Here is a 17,653-nt window from a genome sequence, read left to right as displayed (position 1 = left end):
GCTTCGCACCGGGCACCGGGTCGTCGTGGCTCGCGAGGTAGCAGAATCCCGGCTGGCCGGCGACATAGAACGTGCGCAGCGCGTGGCGCAGGATCGCGATCGCCTCATGCCCCGAAGCCGGATCGTACGGCGTGCACGCGGGGTTCGCGGCCAGCCAGTGCGGGACGTCGGGCGTCACGCCTTTCGGCCAGGACGACGCGACCGTTTCGGCATCGTTTACGAAGATCCCGCGATCGACGGTTTCGACCGACGCCAGCCGCAGCCGGTCGGTCGCGCGCGCATGCAGCAGGTACAGCAGCGGCCGCTCGAACCGTTTGCGTGCATCGAGAAACCGCAGCGGCCATGCACTGATGCGGCGCTGCGCCCCTGCGTCTGAAACCGGCCCCCGCGCATCGGCGCGCACGATCCAGACGCGTTCCGAGGTTGCCGCATCGCGTTCGAGGCAATCGGCGGCCGCGCGCATCGCGCCGAGCGGCGATACCGCGCGGCCACGCGGCGCGAGTCGCTGCGTGATCAGCCTGTCGAGGCAGGCCGCCGCGGCGCGGTGGGTGTCGGGTGTCCGCACGGGCGGACCGGGTCGCGCAGTCTGCATGTCCCTCCTTCGAGTACTGGCATGTCGCCGGGCGATCGGTTCCGGCGTAGGATTGCAATTGCAACGATTGTAGTTGCAACTATAACCGGAAGACAAGGACCGACATGATCTCGACGCCCCCCCTCACGTTCTATACGGCCGACACGCCGAACGGGCACAAGGTTGCCATTTACCTGGAAGAGGCCGGGCTCGCGCACGACCGCGTGCATGTGAACCTGTCCGCCGGCGAGCAGCGCAGCCCGGCGTATCTCGCGATCAACCCGAACGGCAAGATCCCGGCCATCGTCGACCACGACATCGGGCTGACCGTGTTCGAATCCGGCGCGATCCTGAGCTATCTCGCCGCGAAGACGGGCTTTCTGCATCCCGACACGCTGGCCGAGCGCACGGCCGTCCAGCAATGGCTGCACTTCCAGATCGGCGGGATCGGGCCGATGCTCGGCCAGCTCTGGTGGTTCCTGCATGCATCGAAGACGGTCAATGCGGAAGCGCTCGAGCGCTACCGGAACGAGGTGCGGCGTCTCTATGGGGTCGTGAACGGCCGCCTGGCGGAATCGGCGTATCTCGCGTCGTCGCGCTACTCGATCGCCGACATCGCCGCGTTCCCGTGGTTGCGCTCGGCGGCCACGCTCGGTATCGATCTGGCCGGCTACCCGCACGTCGAGCGCTGGCTTGCCGGCATCGACGCGCGGCAGGCCGTTCAGCGGGGCCTGATCGCATGCCGCGCGCCGGCGGTGGAGGGTGCGCACTGACGTCGCATCGCCCGCGTCATACGGATGGCGCGGGCGCCGGCCGCTGGCCGGCCGGGAAACATTGCTCTCCTTCGTCGTAAACGTCTCGAATGCGTGATATTTGCGCCGCGCGATCCGGTTTAGAGTGGCCGCGAATCGATGACGATGTGTCGTATCGCCGCAGTCCCGGGCCGTACAGATGCACCAGAGGAGTGGGAGACAAATGAGTGAAGGCAGGATTACGCAGGTCGAGTCGTTCGGTTTCGAGCGCATTCCCGATGTATCGCGCTATGCACGGCCGATCGATCTGTTCAGGTTGCTGTTCGGCGGCTGCAATACGTTTTCAACATCGGTGCTCGGCAGTTTTCCCGTGCTGGTCGGGCTGTCGTTCAAGGCAGGAGTCTGCGCGATCGTGCTCGGCGTGCTTGCCGGCACCTGTATCCTCGCGCCGATGAGCCTGTTCGGCCCGCGCAACGGTACGAGCGACCCCGTGTCGTCCGGCGCGCATTTCGGCATCCATGGCCGGATCGTCGGCTCGTTCCTCGCGCTGCTCACGTCGATCGCGTTTTTCTCGCTCGCGGTGTGGAGCTCGGGCGATGCGCTCGTCGGCGGTGCGCACAACATGGTCGGCGTGCCGGTCAACGGCTTCACGCTCGGCGCGGCGTACATGGTGTTCGCGGTGCTCGTGCTGATCGTCTGCATCTACGGTTTCCGCTTCATGCTGTGGGTCAACAAGATCGCCGTGTGGGCCGCGAGCGTGCTGTTCGTCGCGGGCCTGTTCGCGTTCGCCGGTTTGTTCGACATGAACTACGCCGGCACGGTGCAGCAGGGCAGCGCGGGCTTCTGGGCCGCGTTCGTCGGCGCAGTGCTGGTGGCGCTGAGCAACCCGGTGTCGTTTGCGTCGACGCTCGGCGACTGGGCGCGCTACATCCCGCAGCGCACACCGAAGCATCGCGTGATGGGCGCCGTGTTCGCCGCGCAGATCGCGACCTTCGTGCCGTTCTTCTTCGGCCTCGCGACCGCGACGATCATCGCGACGAAGGCGCCCGCGTTCATCGCATCGAACGACTACGTCGGCGGGCTGCTCGCGATCTCGCCGCGCTGGTTCCTGTTGCCGATGTGCCTGATTGCGATCATCGGCGGGATGTCGACCGGCACGACCGCGCTGTACGGCACCGGCCTCGATGTATCGAGCATGTTCCCGCGCCTGCTGAACCGCGTGCGTGCGACGCTGCTGATCGGCACGATCGCGATCGCGTTCATCTTCGTCGGCCGCTTCTGGTTCAACCTCGTCGAAAGCGTCGCGACGTTCTCGACGCTGATCGATACGTTCAGTTGCCCGTGGATGGCGATCATGGTGATCGGCTATGTAACGCGGCGCGGCTACTATCTCGCCGACGACCTGCAGGTGTTCAACCGCGGGCTGCGCGGTGGCCATTACTGGTTCACGCACGGCTGGAACGTGCGCGCGATGGGCGCGTGGCTGCCGGCGGCGTTCGTCGGGCTGTCGTTCGTGAACCTGCCGGGCCAGTTCGTCGGGCCGCTCGGCAACCTCGCGGGCGGGCTCGACCTGAGCGTGCCGGTGTCGCTGGTGATGGGTGGGATGCTGTATTTCGTGCTGCTGACGCTGTACCCGGAACCGGACGGCGTGTACGGCCCGCACGGGCGACGCTTCGTGCGCGGCGGCAGGCAGGCGGCGCGCGGTAGCGGCGCGCCGGCGATCCAGCCGAAGGGGTACTGAGCGGCGCGTGCTGGGTTGCTCCGCACATGACGATGCCGCGGCGCGGGAGAGCCGCCGGCGGCATCGTCGTTTCCGGGTGCGTGATTGCCTGAACGGGAAGGCCGTACTTTCCACTCGGTGGCCCGCAAACGAAAGCGAAAGCGAAAACGAAAACGAAAACGCCCGCCGGATTGGCGGGCGTGCGTCGATCTGGATGCGTGTCAGTGGAACGCGCTGCCTGCGAGCATCCCGCCGTCGACGATGAATTCCGATCCCGTGCAGTACGCGGATTCGTCGGACGCGAGGAACAGCACGAGGTTCGCCACTTCGTCGGGCTTGCCGATGCGCGCGATCGGCAGCCCGCTGTAGATCGACGACGGATCGAAATCCGCGAACTCGGGCGGGCGCGCCATTACCGTATCGATGCCGCCCGGGTGCACTGAGTTCACGCGAATGCCGTAGCGGCCGAATTCGAGCGCGGCGGCCTTGGTCATCCCGCGCACCGCGAACTTGCTGGACACGTATGCGCTGCCGCCCGCGACACCTTCCATCCCGGCCGTCGACGACACGTTGACGATCGAGCCGCCCCCCGCCGCCTTCAGCGCACCTAGCGCCGACTTCATGCCGAGCCAGCAGCCGACCTGGTTCACGTCGATCACCTTGCGATAGTCGTCGAGCGAACACGCTTCGATCGGCACGAGCTTCAGGATCGCCGCGTTGTTCACGAGGATGTCGAGCCGGCCGAACTGCGCGAGCGTTGCATCGACGGCGGCCTGCCAGTCGGCTTCGCTCGTCACGTCGAGATGCTGGAAACGTGCGGCGTCGCCGAGTTCGGCCGCGACGCGCCGGCCGGCGTCGTCCAGCACGTCGGCGATCACCACGCGTGCACCTTCGGCGACGAACCGGCGCGCTTCCGCTTCGCCCTGGCCGCGGGCACCGCCCGTAATCAGCGCCACCTTGCCTTCGAGTCGTTTCATGCTGCTTGCTCCAGTGAGTGAGAGGGGCTTACGCGGAGGTGCCCGCCGCGTCGATGATGCGAACCGGATCGGTGCCGTCCCAGGTGCGTGCTTCGGCGATGCCGTGAGCGATCATGTCGCGCATGCCGGCGCCTTCGATCACTTCGATGCGCACGCCGGGATCGTCGGTGTCGTCGAGATACGCGACGCGCGTGGCCGGGTTGCATGCTTCGAATACGACACGCAGGCCACGGGATGCGAGCCGCGCGAGCGCGGCATCGAGATCGTCGACGACCCACGCGACGTGATGCAGCCCGACGAGCGGCTGCCCATGCGCATCGCGGTACGGCGACGCCGTGTCGTTCGTCACGTGAATCAGTTCGATCTGCAGATCGCCGCGATACGCGAGCCCGACGTCCATCGTGACCGTCACCGGTGCGCCGAGATGATGGCCGTCGAGACGCACGTTGCGGAACACGGTCCACGGACCGACGTCGTGGCGTTCGCGCCAGCGCGCGATGCTGCGGTCAAGACCGGCGACCACGTAGCCGATCTGGTCGATGGGGCCGAGGACAGGGTCGTTCATGGCGTCTCCGTGGCGGACGCACGTGTGCGTGCCGCGCGATGAATGACGGCCATGATCGCAACAAAGCGCGCGTGGCGTGCCGTCCAAACGGACTAGCCGAGCGCGGCGGTCATGCGGTAGCACTCATGGAGCGCCGCGCGTCGTGGTGGCGCCGGCACGGGCGCAAGCAGAAGGGGGCGAACGTCAGCGCGTGGCGAGCACCTCGCGCACGCAGTCGACGAACTGCGTGGCGGCCGGCGTCAGCGAGCTGCCGCGGCGCTGGATCGCGCACATCTGCAGCTGGGGCATCGGGTCGTCGAGTGCCACGCGCCGGATCCCCATCCGCTGGAACACCTCGTTTGCGAGGGGCTCGACGAAGAAGCCGACGTGATCCAGTTGTGCAACGAGCGCGAGCGCGGTCGAGATCGAATCGCCGTGCACGATGCGCGCGGGTACCGGCAGCCCGAACGATCCGAACAGCCACTGGGTTGCCGACATCGGATCGTTGCCGTCGCCGGGCAGCACCCATTCGGAATCGAGAAACTCGCGCACGGTGCGCCGGTTGCGCAGCGGATGCTTGTTGCGCACGCCGAGTACGAGTTGCACGGGGGCAAGGGGTTCGCTGACGAATTCGTCGGCGAGCGACTGCGGATTGACATGCATGATCGCGACGTCGGTCTGTGCATCGCGCAATCGCGCCAGCGTGCCGGGGAGGCCCGATTCGGTCACGTGGACCGTCACGCCGGGGCGCCGCTCACGCAGCAACCGGTACGCCGGTACGAACACCGTCTGCGCGAACGACGTGCTGATCGCGACGCGAACGTGACCGAAGTTGCCGTCGCGCAGCTGGACGATTTCGTCACGGGCGCGCTGCATGTCGTCGAGCAGCAGACGCGCACGCGGCAGCATTGCGGCGCCGTACTCGGTGAGCGCGATGCCCTTGACGCTGCGCTCGACGAGCGGTGCGCCGACCTCGCGCTCCAGTTCGCGGATGATCTTCGTGACGGCCGGCGCCGATACGCCGAGCTGGCGGGCCGCGCCACGGATGCTCATCTGAGTGGCCACGGCCACGAACGCATGCAACTGGTTGGGCTTCACGGAGCACTCCAGTGGGTGTAAACCAAATGGCAACGAGTGTAATGGATTGTTGTCTTTTCGGGTAACACAGGGCCGCCTAGAATGCGTCGCACATAACCAGTGCGATACCGCACAACGAAGGAGATACCCGTGATGGCACCCCACCCGCAGTCCGGCGCCGATCTGCGCCGGACGATCCTCGCGACGACCGTCGGTAACGCACTCGAATACTTCGACTTCACGGTCTACGGTTTTCTGGCGCTCATCATCGGCAAGCTGTTCTTTCCGTCATTCGACGCGGCCGGGCAATTGCTGCTGGCCGTCGGCACTTTCGGGGCCGGCTTCGTGATGCGGCCGCTGGGCGGCGTCGTGATCGGCGCATACGCCGATCGTGCAGGGCGCAAGCCTGCGATGGTGCTGACCATTTTCCTGATGGCACTCGGCTGCGGGATGATCGCCGTGCTGCCGACCTATGCGGAAATCGGTGTTGCCGCGCCGATCCTGATCGTCGTCGCGCGGTCGATCCAGGGGTTCTCGGCCGGAGGCGAATTCGGCGCGTCGACCACGCTGCTCGTCGAACAGGCGCGGCCGCACACGCGCGGCTACATGGCGAGCTGGCAGTTCGCGAGCCAGGGGCTCGGCGTGCTGGCGGCCGCGCTGACGGTCGCGATCCTGTCGTCCGCACTGACGCCCGACGCGCTCGAGCGCTGGGGCTGGCGCGTGCCGTTCGCGCTCGGGATGCTGATCGCGCCGGTCGGCGCATATATCCGCCGCCGGCTCGAGGAAACGCACACGGGCGAATCTGCGCGGCCCGCGCCGGGCCGCGTACAGAGCAACGGGCGTGTCGCGACGCTCTGCCGCGAGCACGGTCGTGCGGTTGTCGTCGCGATCATGATCACGATGGGTGGCACGGGCGCGTCCTACGTCGTCAGCTTCTACATGCCGACCTATGCGATCCGCGAATTCGGGATGAGCCCGGCCGTGGCGTTGTCGGCCGCCGCGCTGACCGGCGCGCTGGCATTCGGATGCGCGCCGCTGGTCGGGCGCTGGTCGGACCGCGTCGGCCGCAAGCCGCTGATCGTCGCGGGCCGGATCGCGCTCGTGCTGCTGATCTATCCGGCGTTTGCGTGGCTGAAGGCGTCACCGACCCCGGCTGTCCTGTTCACGGTGGTTGGCCTGCTGACCGTCGTGCTAGCGATCCAGGCCGTGCCGAGCATCACGATCCTGCCGGAGATGTTTCCCGAATCGGTTCGCGCAACGGGCATGTCGCTCGTATATAGCGTCGGTGTCGCGATCTTCGGCGGCTTCGCACCGTTCATCAGCACATGGCTCGTGAACGCGAGCGGCAACAAGGTTGCGCCGGCCTGGTACCTGATCGTCGTCGCACTCGTGTCGATGGCCGGCCTGCCGTATCTGCGCGACCGCACCGGTGAAACGATCGACACTCCCGCCGTTTCCGGTGCTTCCTCCTACTCGAAGGTCTGATCATTCCATGGAATCTACCGCCGTTACCCGCTATTTTTCCGGCACTTATGCCGAAGCCCGCCAGAAGTTTCTCGACGCTGCCGCGCACCGTCGCGCGACGCTGGAGTCGTTCGTGCTGCCCGGGCTGCACGGTGCGCTCGGCGAAGCGCTGGCGATCGATGTGGCCGGCCTCGGCATGGCCGAGGCCGAGCGGCTGCTGATCGTCAGTTCCGGCACACACGGGCCGGAAGGCTTCTGCGGGTCGGGCTGCCAGGTTGCGATGCTGTTCGACGAGGATCTGGTTGCGCGGCTCGCGCGCGCCGGTGTCGGGCTGCTGCTGATCCATGCGGTCAATCCGTACGGCTTCTCATACCTGCAGCGCACCAACCAGGACAACGTCGACCTGAATCGCAACCACATCGATTTCAGTGCGCCGCTGCCTGCCAACAGCGCGTATCCGGACATCGACCGCCTTGTGCTCACCGAAACCTGGCCGCCGTCGCCGGACGACGAGCGGGCGCTGGCCGACTACATCGCACGAAACGGCAAGCTCGCGTATCACGGCGCGCTGAGCAGCGGGCAGTACGCGACACCTGACGGGATGTTCTACGGCGGACGCGAGCCGACCTGGAACAACCGCACGATGCGTACGATCCTGCGCGAACGCGCTTCGCAGGCGAAGACGATCGCGTGGATCGATATGCATACGGGCCTCGGGCCGCGCGGACACGGTGAAAAAATCTACGCGGGCCGCAACGACGCCGCGGAACTTGCACGCGCCCGAGCGTGGTGGGGCGCCGACGTCGTCGCGCCGTTCGACGGCGAATCGGAGTCGCCGGGCGTGTCGGGGCCTGTTGCGTCGATCGCGCACGATGAATGCCCGCGTGCGGTTGCAGCGCTGATGGCGCTTGAATTCGGCACGCTGCCGTTCGACGACGTGATTTACCGGCTGCGCGCGTCGCACTGGCTACTTCGCCACCCCGATGCGCCGGCGGAGTTGCGTCGCGACATTCTCCAGCGGATTCGCGACGCGTTCTACGGCGACGACGACGTCTGGAAGGGCGCAATCTGGGGGCAGACGCGTGTCGCGCTGCTGCAGGCATTGATGGGTCTGGCTGCAACGTAAGGGCAGGACGACAGGCGGCTTGCGTTGCCTGTCATCGCATAAGAACATTAATAAGGAGATCTGATGAAAATCAATGGAATCATCGCGGTGGGCGTGGCGGCTTCCGTCACCGTCGTCGCGCATGCGCAGAATTCGGTCACGGTGTACGGGACCATCGACAATGGCGTGAATTACGTCAGCAACCTGGGTGGCGGCAAGGCGTTCCAGGCTGTATCGGGCACGCTGTACGGAAACCGCCTCGGCTTCAGGGGCAGTGAGGATCTCGGCGGCGGGATGAAGGCGATCTTTACGCTGGAGAACGGCTACGACGCGAATACGGGGCGGCTCGGGCAGGGCGGCCTGATGTTCGGCCGGCAGGCGTTTGTCGGCCTGACCGGGGGATTCGGCACCATCACGCTTGGCCGCCAGTACGACGAGCTGAGCGGCGAATATCTCGGCCTGCTCGCGGCCGGCTGCAATTTTGCCGGCTATCTTGGCGCGCATGCGGCCGACGTCGACAACCTGAACGACACCGCGCGTATCAACCACTCGATCAAGTACAAGACGCCGGATTTCAATGGTTTCTCGATGGCGGCGCTATACGGCTTCGGCGGCGTGCCGGGCAGTTTCTCCGCGAACCGCGCGATCAGCGTCGGCGCGCGCTACGAGCGCGGCCCGCTGACGCTCGACGCCGCATACGAGACGGTCAACGACCCGGGCGTGGCGCTGTGGGGCGCGAGTGTGAATCCAGCACCGAACACGGCCTTCTCGACCGCGCTGCCTACGCCGATCTGGGGTGGCTACCAGTCGGCATCGAAGCTGCAGATCTATGGTGCCGGCGGCAGCTATGCACTCGGCAATGCGACGATTCGCTTCGTGTACACCAACACGCGCTTCCAGGACATCGCGCAGACGCTGAGCACGCGATACCGCGGCAAGGCCGCATTCGACAACTACGAAGCCAACGTCACGTACCTCGTCACGCCCGCCGTGTCGCTCGGCGTTGCATATACGTACACGGCGGCGCCCGATGCGAAGTATCAGCAGGTCAACGTCGGCGCGCAGTATTTCCTGTCGAAGCGCACGGCCCTCTACATGATCGGCATCTACCAGCATGCGTCCGGCCTCGACTCGTACGGCCGGCAGGCCGTCGCGCAGATCAACCAGACGACGCCGTCGTCGACCGCCAATCAATTGCTGCTGCGGCTCGGCTTGCTCGTCAAGTTTTGAGGTCGGGCGCCGCGACGCGCTACCGCGCGTTCGGCCCCTTGACCGTCAGCCGGCACACCGTCGCCAGTGCGAGCAGGTTCGGGTCGCGTTCGCGCTGATGCAGGAAGCTCAGGCCGATCGTCTGGCGGATCGCGGGCCCGGCGAGCGGCACGAGCGCGATCTTGTGCGCGAACAGGTCGCGCACGCGGCCGGGCAGCAGCGAGCAGCCGACGCCGCCCGACACGAGATTGATCAGCGAGAAGATGTCGCCCACCCGCATCACGACGTTCGGCGCGATGCCGGCCGCGCGAAACGCTTCCGTGAAGCCGTGATGCGTCGCGAAGCCTTCGCCGAGCGACACGAACGGCGCGTCGCCGCACGTACCGAGATCGATGGCGTCGTGCTGCGCGTACGGCGAGTCGATCGGCGCGGCGAAGAACATCTCGTCCTCGAACAGCGCAATCGATTCGATCTCGGCGTCCGGTTCGGGCAGCGCCATCAGCGTCGCATCGATCGCGCCTTGCCGGAGCTTGTCGAGCAGGTCGGCGTTCGAGCCGAGTACGAGCTCGGCCTGCAGCTCGGGGCGGCGCTCCTTCAACGCGATCACGACTTCGGGCACGGTGCGGATCGTCAGCGAGTAGAGCGAACCGATCTTCAACTGGCCGGCGCCGTAGCCGGCCGCCTCGCGCGTCGAGCGGATCCCGTCCGTCATCGTCTTGAGCACTTCGCCCGCGACTTCGGCGAGCACCTGCGCGGCGTCGGTCGGAATCAGGTTCCGCCCCTCGTGGCGGAACAGCGCGCAGTGCATCCCTTCCTCGAGCGTGTGCAGCGCGCGGTGCACGCTGACCGTGCTCACGCCCAGCGCCTCGGCGGCCTTCGCGAGACTGCCGGCTTCCATGAAGGCGAGCAGCACCTCGAGCTTGCGGAACGTGATCTCTTCGTTGATGCGGTTGCGCATGATGCGGACGACGGGAAGGGTGGCCGACGATTCTGCCGCAGAACCGGGGCCGCAACAATGCGCGAATTTCCGGGGTTTTCGCATGGCGGAGCCTTGCGGGGAAACATTTAATCTCCGGCTAATCATCCGCTGCGGGCGTTAATTGATGCGGGTTTTCGGTGTCCCTATGATCGTTTCACGCCGGTCGTGCGCGCGGGCCGCGAGGTTCCGATGGTGCGGGCCCGAGCCTCGTCGGCCGGCGATACGAACAGCCGGTTCGCCCATGCCAGCCACGGAACGCGGCACGCATGCGGCGCGGCGCCATGAGACTGCAGGAGACAAGCATGCACGACTCACGTCGGAACTCGCGGCATCGGCAGGTGGTTGCCGCTGTCGTCGGCAACACCCTCGAGTGGTACGACTTCATCGTTTACGGTTTCTTCTCCGGCATCATCGCGCGGCTGTTCTTTCCCGCCGAGAGCCAGTACGCGTCGCTGCTGATGTCGCTCGCGACCTTCGGCGTCGGCTTCTTCATGCGCCCGGTGGGCGGCATCCTGCTCGGGCTCTATGCGGACCGCAAGGGCCGCAAGGCCGCGATGCAACTCATCATCTTCCTGATGACGCTGTCGATCGCGCTGATCACGTTCGCGCCGCCGTACGCGGCGATCGGCCCGGCGGCACCGGTCCTGATCGTCGTTGCGCGGCTGCTGCAGGGTTTCGCGACGGGCGGCGAATACGCGAGCGCGACCGCGTTCCTCGTGGAAAGTGCGCCGGAGAACCGGCGCGGGCTGTACGGATCGTGGCAACTGATCGGCCAGTGTCTCGCGGTGTTCTCGGGCGCCGCGATGGGCGCGTGGGCCACGCAGTCGCTGTCGGAGGGGGCGCTGCATAGCTGGGGCTGGCGCGTGCCGTTCGCGCTCGGGCTGCTGATCGGGCCGGTCGGCCTGTGGATCCGCCGGCACATGGAGGAGACCGAGGCGTTCCTCGACGCGAGCAAGTCGACCGTCGAGCCGCCGGCGAGCGTGTCGCGCGTGCTGCGCGACAACCTGCGCGGCGTGCTGGTGTCGATGGGGCAGACGATCACCGGCACGGCCGTGTTCTACGTGATGCTCGTCAACATGCCGACGTTCGTGCACAAGACCTTCGGGCTGCCGCTCGACCAGGTCTTCAAGGTGCAGATGGCGGCGGTTGCGCTGCTGACGGTGACGATTCCGTTCGCCGCGCTCGTGTCCGACCGCATCGGCCGGCGTCCCGTGCTGATCGCCGGTTCGCTGGCGCTGTTGACGGTCACGTATCCGCTGTTCACGTGGCTGGCTGCCGCGCCGGGCATCGGGCGCCTGCTCGTGATGCAGCTCGTGATCTGCACGATCATCGGCATCTGCTATGGCCCTGCGCCGACCACGCTCGCCGAGCAGTTCGCGACGCGTTCGCGCTCGACCGGCATCGCGCTCGCGTACAACGTCGCGGTGATGGTGTTCGGCGGCTTCGCGCCGTTCATCGTCACGTGGCTGACGCACGCGAGCGGGTCGCCTGTCGCACCTGCGTGGTACGTGCTGTTCGCGGCGTCGTTCGGGCTGCTCGCGAGCGTGTTCATGCACGACGGCGCGCCGTGCGTGCTCGCACGCCGGCAGTTTCAGGGCGAGCCGGTGAGCGCCAAGTAGCGGCCGCAGCCTGTCGCCCACACTGGTAACCCATCGGCGCGGGCGACAGGCAGGGTATTGGCGCAGCCGATGCTTAGCATCGCGGGCGGCGGCCTACCGCGGCCGCCGCCCGGTCGTTACGCTTGGGCGATCATCCACTCTGTCCGGAAGGTCGCCATGTCCCGGCTCGATTACAAGTTGCTCGGCCCCTGTCTGCTCGCGATCGCGATCGACGCGATGGGATTCGGGCTCGTCTATCCGATGATGTCCGCGATCTTCAGCGATCCGCATGCGGGCATCCTGCCGGCCGACGCCGGTGCGCACGCGCGCAATTTCTACCTCGGTCTCGGCTACGGGATCTACCCGTTGTGCATGTTCTTCGGCTCGTCGCTGATGGGCGACCTGTCCGATCGCTACGGCCGCCGCAAAATCATGCTGCTGTGCGTGCTCGGCCTCGCGGCCGGCTACGCGATGATGGCGGCCGGCGCATGGCATGCGAGCGTCGCGCTGCTGCTGGCCGGCCGCGGGCTCACCGGGCTGATGGCCGGTTGCCAGGGCATCGCGCAGGCAGCGATCACCGACCTGAGCACGCCGGAGAACAAGGCGTACAACATGAGCATCATGTCGCTCGCGTTCAGCGCGGGCGTGATAGTCGGCCCCGTGCTCGGCGGTGTTACGTCCGACCACACGATTTCACCGCTGTTCGATTACGGCACGCCGTTCGTGCTGGTCGCCGCGCTGTCGCTGATCTGCGCGTGCTGGACCTGGGCGTCGTATCGTGACTCGGCCGCGCCGCGCGGCGACACGCGTATCGATCCGCTGCTGCCGCTGCGGATCATCGGCGAGGCCGCGCGCCAGCGCAACGTCGCGTTCCTGTCAGTGGTGTTCTTCCTGATGCAAGTCGGCTATGGGCTTTACCTGCAGACCATCATGCTGCTGCTGCAGGCGAAATTCGCCTACACGAGCGCGCGGCTCGGGCTGTTCAGCGGCGTGATCGGCCTCTGCTTCGTGTTCGGCCTGCTGTTCGTCGTGCGGCTGATGCTGCGCGTGTGGCGCGTGGTCGACATCGCGAAGACGGGCCTGCTCGTCGCGGGCATTGGCCAGGTCCTGTCCGCGCTGTTCCCGCACGAGCCGGTGCTGTGGGCGCTGGCGATGGTCGTCGGCTGCTTCGACATGGTCGCGTACACGACGATGTATACGGCGTTCTCCGACGCGGTCAGCGAGGACCGGCAAGGCTGGGCGCTCGGTGTCGCGGGCTCGGTGATGGCCGTCGCGTGGGTCGTGACGGGCGCGCTCACGAACCTGCTGCCCGTGTTCGGCGAGATCGGTCTGCTGCTGATCGGCGGTGCGGGCTTCCTGCTCAGCTTCGCTTTGATGGTCGCGTACGGCCGCACGCAGCCCGGCGCGCGAACGGCTGCGCTGTCATAGCCGATTTGCACGTTGGCCCGAATCTGTCGGACGTTGTCCCGCGCGCTGCTGTCGCGCCAGCGCGCGCGGCCCGACACTGGCGCCTCGCGTCCCGGGAGTGTCCGGGCCGCGTCCGGCGGCGCCGGCTGGCCCGGCGCGCCGTTCCTTCGATAAGCCAACCGAGAGAGCGACCCATGCAACATCCGACCATCCGTACCCTGGCGGGCGCGAGCGCGCCGACGTCGATTGCCGCCGCCCGCACCGCGCTGCTGGTGATCGATTTTCAGAATGAATACTTCAGCGGCCGCCTGCCGATTCCGGAGGGGCCGCGCGCGCTGGGCAATGCGCAGCGCGTGATCGCGTTCGCCGATCGCGCGGGCATTCCGGTGTTTCACGTCCAGCACGTCGATGCGGCCGACGGCCCGATCTTCGCCGATGGCAGCGACGGCTTCCGCTTCCACGCGGACCTGCAGCCGGCGCCGCATCACACGGTGGTGAAAAAGACGTCGGTGAGCGTGTTCCCGACGACCGACATCGATGCGCGCCTGAAGGCGGCCGGTATCGACACGCTGATCGTCACGGGCCTGATGACGCATGCATGCGTTGCCGGCGCGGCACGCGATGCGGTGCCGCTCGGCTATGCGGTGATCGTCGTCGACGACGCCTGTGCGACGCGCGACCTCGACATCGCGGATGGCGGCACGGTAGCGCACCGCGACCTCCATCGCGCGACGCTGGCCGCGCTGTCGGACACGTTCGGCGACGTGCTGACGACCGAGCAGGTGCTGGCGCTCGGCGTCGCCTGACGGCCACCGCGGGCGTGCTTCAGTCGGCCCAGCCCGGCGCGGCGTACACGACTTCGCCGCGGAAGCACGTCTCGATCACGCGGGTCTGCGCGAACGTCTCGACCGGGTGCGCGAACGGATTGCGGTCGAGGATCGCGAAGCTCGCGTCCTTGCCCGCTTCGAGCGAACCCGTGCAGTCGTCGAAGCGCAGTGCATACGCGGTGTTCACCGTATAGGCCTCGAGCATCGTGAGCAGGTCGAGGCGTTCGTGCGGATTCCACGGCGGGCTGTCGGGCTGGTCGATCAGCAGGTGCGTGACGCCCGTCTGGATGATCTGCATCGGGTCCATCGTGCTGACCGACCAGTCGGAGCCGGCCGCGAGCATCGCGCCCGCGTTGCGCAGGCTGCGGAACGGATAGTTGCGCGCGGTGCGTTCCGCGCCGAGCAGGTCGCGATAGAGCTGCTGCTGCTCCTCGTGTGCGGCCGTCCACAGTGTCTGCACGCTGGCGATCGCGCCGAGCCGGTTGAAGCGGCCCATGTCGGCCGGATCGACAATCTGCAGGTGCGCGAGCTGCGCGCGCCGGTCGCGCATGCCGTTACGGAGCTGGACATATTCGAGCGCGTCGAGCGTCATGCGGACCGCGCGATCGGCGAGCGTGTGGAAGTGCAGGTCGAAGCCGGCCGTATCGGCGAGCAGGCAGATCTCGTTCAGCGCGTCCTGGCTCCACAGCGCGAGGCCGCAGTCGTCGGTGCCGGCGTACGGTTCGAGCAGCGCGGCGGTCTTCGATTCGGGCACGCCGTCGACGAAGATCTTCACCGTATGCAGGCGCAGGTTGTCGCATTCGTACTCGCGACGCCATCTGGCGAAGCGCTCGATCTGCTCGTGCGGATCGCGGCGCGGGTTCGCATAGAGGCCGGCGCTCATGTACACCTTCAGCGTGCCCGCGCGCTGCGCGTCGGCATACGCCTTGAGTTCGGCCTCCTCGACGCGCGCGTCGAACCAGCCGGTGAGGCCGTATCCGTGCGCCATCGCGTGCGCTTTCGCGAGCGACTTCGGGTAGCCGGCCGGGCTCAGTTGCGGAATGATCGGGCAGACGCGGTAGAACGCCGCTTCGTGCACGACGCCATTCGGCGCGCCGGACGCATCGCGCTCGTACACGCCGCCGGTCGGATCGGGCGTGTCCGCGTGGATGCCGGCCGCTTCGAGGCCCTTCGTATTGAGGCAGCCGCTGTGCACGTCGAAGCCGACCACGAGCAGCGGCCGGTCGGACACGATCCGGTCGAGCAGCTCGCGGGTCGGATACGCGCCGAAGGCGGCCAGGTTGGCACCGCCGAGATAGACCCACGGTTCGTTCGGCGTCGCGTCGGCACATGCGCGGATGCGCTGCAGGATCGCGTCGGGATCGTTGATGCCGGACAGGTCGAAGTCGCCGAGGATCTGGTGGCCTTCGAGCGGGTGCACGTGGCCGTCGATGAGGCCCGGCAGCATCAGCCGGCCGGCCAGGTCGACGATGCGCGTCGCGGGGCCGGCCAGCGGACGGATGTCGTCGTCGCGGCCGACGGCGACGATCTTGCCGTCCTGGGTGGCGAGCGCCTGCGCGAAGCGGCGCTGCGCGTCGCCCGTGTAAAGCAGGCCGTTCAGATAGACGGTGTCGGCGTGTTGCATGTGTCTCCTCCGGATGGGGGCAGATCGACGGGCGCACGTGTCCGGCGGGCGGGCCGTGTGGCTCGTCCGGTCGCGTGAACCCGGTCGGGTTGGAATGAGATGAGGGGCGGCTAGGTGCCGGTGCGGTGCGGCAGGCTCGGCGATACGTCTTGGAGCGGGCCGGCTGCTGCCGGAGCGTCATGCCGATCTCGCCGCCCGGTCTGAATCGGCAGGTCGATGGGCGACGCGCGCGCGGCCGTGCGGGCCGGCGTCCATCCGGTATTCGGCATTCCGTGTCTCCGTGATATCCGACGCGTTCCTGTCGTCGGGTGAGTCAGATACTAGGAGCGGAGCGGCCGACTGTCTGTCATCGTTTTGAGGACAAGCCGCGACAAAGGCGGCGGGGGCGAGGGGCGTCGCAGCGATGCGGACGCGTCATCTAGTGACCGCGATCCTCCGGCGGTTCCTCTTCGGTCACGCACCACGCGAACAGCCCGGCCCGGTTCGCGACGCCGAGCTTCGCGAGCGCGCGCCCGAGATAGGTGCGCACGCTGCTCGGCTTGAGCGCCAGCGTGTCGGCGATCTGCGGGACGGGCTGGCCTTGCAGCACCGCGCGGCACACGAGCCGTTCGCGCTGCGACAGCGCCGCGCCGCTGGCCGACAGGCGCTGTTCGAACCGCTGCAGCAGCGCGCCGTCGTCCGAGCGCGGCGTCAGGCGTGCGAGCCGCGCATGCTGGATCAGGAGCGGCAGCACGAAATCGCCGAGCTGGCGCAGCAGCGCCAGTTCGGCCAGCGTGTAGGACGGCTGGCCGCGCCGGCGGAACAATGAGAACGCATAGACATAGTCGCGCTCGCTGCCGAGCAGCGTGCAGTCTTCGCCGAGTTCGCCGAGCGCGAAATGGCGGCCGTATTCGGTCGCCGTGTCGACTTCTTCATTGCACGAGAACACGAGCTGCGAATCGGTGGCGCGCTCGATATGCGGGAGCAGCGTGTCGGTGCGCCAGTCGCCCTGCGTATACAGATCGAGCGCGTGGCGCGTGCCGTCGGGATCGTCGCCGCCCGCGAAGAACAGCACGTCGACGCTGTCGACCGATTGCGACGGCGCGTCGCGACGGTAGCGCGTCGCGACGCTGTAATGGGACTGCGGATCGACGGTTTCGCGCAGCCATGCCCAAAGCCGGGCGGGAAACTGCGGACTGCCGAGGCTGGCGACCAGGTCGCCGGCATTGCTCAGGGATATATGGGCGGGGCTCATCGTTGACACCGTCTTCGCGAACGGCCGCCCGTGCCGGCCGTGTTTCGCGTACGACGGCGCGCCGGCGGCGGTGCAGTCATGCGGGACGGAGGCCGGCGCGGCGGCGAAGCTCGATTGTAGGGGACTTCGCCGCCGCGGGGCACGCGCGCTTGTGCGGCGGGTGGCCGATCGTCCGTCGACGGGCGGTGCACAACGTTGCGCACCGCGTACCGGCCCGGCGCGTCAGAACATCGTGTTCGCGTTCGCGGCCGTTTCGGGCACCGGCTGGATCACGTCCCAGTGTTCGACGATCTTGCCGTCCTTCACGCGGAAGATGTCGACGACGGCTTCGCCGCGGTCGCCCGGACGCTCGGTCGCATGCACGTGCAGGTAGACGAGATCGCCGTCGGTTGCGCTGCGCACGATGCGCGCACGCGATGCCGGGTTCTTCTGGAAGGCGCCGACGAAGTACGACACGAACGGCTTCTTGCCGTCCGGCACGTGCGGGTTGTGCTGCTTGTAGTCGTCCGCGACGACGGCGGCAGCCTCGACCGCTTCGTGCTTGTTGAAGAAGCGGTCGTAGAAC

Annotated in this window: 15 protein-coding genes and 1 pseudogene; 8 read left to right on the top strand and 8 right to left on the bottom strand. The window is 67.4% G+C overall.

Annotated features, from left to right (window positions below):
- Positions 1–592: pseudogene (locus tag JYJ84_RS11875) on the bottom strand (pyruvate dehydrogenase); the annotation flags it as partial.
- Positions 593–696: 104 nt separating this feature from the next.
- Here JYJ84_RS11875 and JYJ84_RS11870 point away from each other — a divergent pair.
- Together JYJ84_RS11870 and JYJ84_RS11865 are read left to right on the top strand one after the other, a co-directional pair.
- Positions 697–1,344: a glutathione S-transferase family protein gene (locus JYJ84_RS11870; RefSeq protein WP_174960540.1), complete on the top strand. Its 648-nt coding sequence runs from the start codon at positions 697–699 to the stop codon at positions 1,342–1,344.
- Between the two features lie 202 nt (positions 1,345–1,546).
- Complete coding sequence (locus tag JYJ84_RS11865) at positions 1,547–3,064, top strand: cytosine permease (RefSeq protein ID WP_236027675.1); 1,518 nt, start codon at positions 1,547–1,549, stop codon at positions 3,062–3,064.
- A 200-nt stretch (positions 3,065–3,264) separates the two neighbouring features.
- Here the strand turns inward: JYJ84_RS11865 and JYJ84_RS11860 are convergent, their stop codons facing one another.
- The 3 genes from JYJ84_RS11860 to JYJ84_RS11850 all read right to left on the bottom strand — a co-directional run bounded on the left by JYJ84_RS11860 (position 3,265) and on the right by JYJ84_RS11850 (position 5,662).
- On the bottom strand, positions 3,265–4,020 hold the full coding sequence (locus JYJ84_RS11860) for a glucose 1-dehydrogenase (protein WP_175220313.1): 756 nt from the start codon (positions 4,018–4,020) through the stop codon (positions 3,265–3,267).
- Between the two features lie 28 nt (positions 4,021–4,048).
- On the bottom strand, positions 4,049–4,585 hold the full coding sequence (locus tag JYJ84_RS11855; RefSeq protein WP_175220315.1) for a VOC family protein: 537 nt from the start codon (positions 4,583–4,585) through the stop codon (positions 4,049–4,051).
- Positions 4,586–4,768: 183 nt separating this feature from the next.
- Positions 4,769–5,662, bottom strand: coding sequence for a LysR family transcriptional regulator (locus JYJ84_RS11850; protein ID WP_122949563.1), 894 nt, complete (start codon positions 5,660–5,662; stop codon positions 4,769–4,771).
- A 132-nt stretch (positions 5,663–5,794) separates the two neighbouring features.
- On the opposite strand from JYJ84_RS11850, the gene JYJ84_RS11845 reads away from it, so the two are divergent.
- From JYJ84_RS11845 to JYJ84_RS11835, 3 genes are all read left to right on the top strand, one after another.
- Positions 5,795–7,126 carry an MFS transporter gene (locus tag JYJ84_RS11845; RefSeq protein WP_175220359.1) on the top strand — a complete coding sequence of 444 codons (1,332 nt, stop codon included), beginning with the start codon at positions 5,795–5,797 and terminating at the stop codon, positions 7,124–7,126.
- Positions 7,127–7,133: 7 nt separating this feature from the next.
- Positions 7,134–8,231, top strand: coding sequence for a M14 family metallopeptidase (locus tag JYJ84_RS11840; protein WP_175220317.1), 1,098 nt, complete (start codon positions 7,134–7,136; stop codon positions 8,229–8,231).
- Between the two features lie 63 nt (positions 8,232–8,294).
- Complete coding sequence (locus JYJ84_RS11835) at positions 8,295–9,440, top strand: porin (protein WP_175220319.1); 1,146 nt, start codon at positions 8,295–8,297, stop codon at positions 9,438–9,440.
- Positions 9,441–9,459: 19 nt separating this feature from the next.
- On the opposite strand, the gene JYJ84_RS11830 is transcribed toward JYJ84_RS11835, so the two are convergent.
- The gene (locus JYJ84_RS11830) at positions 9,460–10,377 is read right to left on the bottom strand and encodes a LysR family transcriptional regulator (RefSeq protein WP_175220321.1); all 918 of its coding nucleotides are present in this window, start codon (positions 10,375–10,377) and stop codon (positions 9,460–9,462) included.
- A 323-nt stretch (positions 10,378–10,700) separates the two neighbouring features.
- Between JYJ84_RS11830 and JYJ84_RS11825 the strand changes: the two genes are divergently transcribed.
- The 3 genes from JYJ84_RS11825 (at position 10,701) to JYJ84_RS11815 (ending at position 14,209) form a co-directional block, all read left to right on the top strand.
- Positions 10,701–12,017: an MFS transporter gene (locus tag JYJ84_RS11825; protein ID WP_175220323.1), complete on the top strand. Its 1,317-nt coding sequence runs from the start codon at positions 10,701–10,703 to the stop codon at positions 12,015–12,017.
- A 156-nt stretch (positions 12,018–12,173) separates the two neighbouring features.
- The gene (locus tag JYJ84_RS11820; protein ID WP_175220325.1) at positions 12,174–13,424 is read left to right on the top strand and encodes an MFS transporter; all 1,251 of its coding nucleotides are present in this window, start codon (positions 12,174–12,176) and stop codon (positions 13,422–13,424) included.
- A gap of 173 nt (positions 13,425–13,597) precedes the next feature.
- Complete coding sequence (locus JYJ84_RS11815; protein ID WP_175220328.1) at positions 13,598–14,209, top strand: cysteine hydrolase family protein; 612 nt, start codon at positions 13,598–13,600, stop codon at positions 14,207–14,209.
- 19 nt (positions 14,210–14,228) lie between these two features.
- On the opposite strand, the gene JYJ84_RS11810 is transcribed toward JYJ84_RS11815, so the two are convergent.
- The 3 genes from JYJ84_RS11810 to JYJ84_RS11800 form a co-directional block, all read right to left on the bottom strand.
- Positions 14,229–15,854 (bottom strand): amidohydrolase, encoded by a 1,626-nt coding sequence (locus JYJ84_RS11810; RefSeq protein WP_175220330.1) that lies wholly within the window; start codon positions 15,852–15,854, stop codon positions 14,229–14,231.
- 418 nt (positions 15,855–16,272) lie between these two features.
- Positions 16,273–17,088, bottom strand: a complete 816-nt coding sequence (locus tag JYJ84_RS11805; protein WP_174960644.1) for a helix-turn-helix transcriptional regulator — start codon at positions 17,086–17,088, stop codon at positions 16,273–16,275.
- Between the two features lie 222 nt (positions 17,089–17,310).
- Positions 17,311–17,653 (bottom strand): nuclear transport factor 2 family protein (locus JYJ84_RS11800; RefSeq protein WP_205189198.1); only part of this gene is annotated, 343 nt, incomplete at its 5' end.

Source organism: Burkholderia sp. LMG 13014 (genome assembly GCF_905232215.1).
Classification (GTDB): Bacteria; Pseudomonadota; Gammaproteobacteria; order Burkholderiales; family Burkholderiaceae; genus Burkholderia.
The sequence above is the reverse complement of the archived record's forward strand: the minus strand, read 5'-3'. Positions and strand labels throughout refer to the sequence as shown.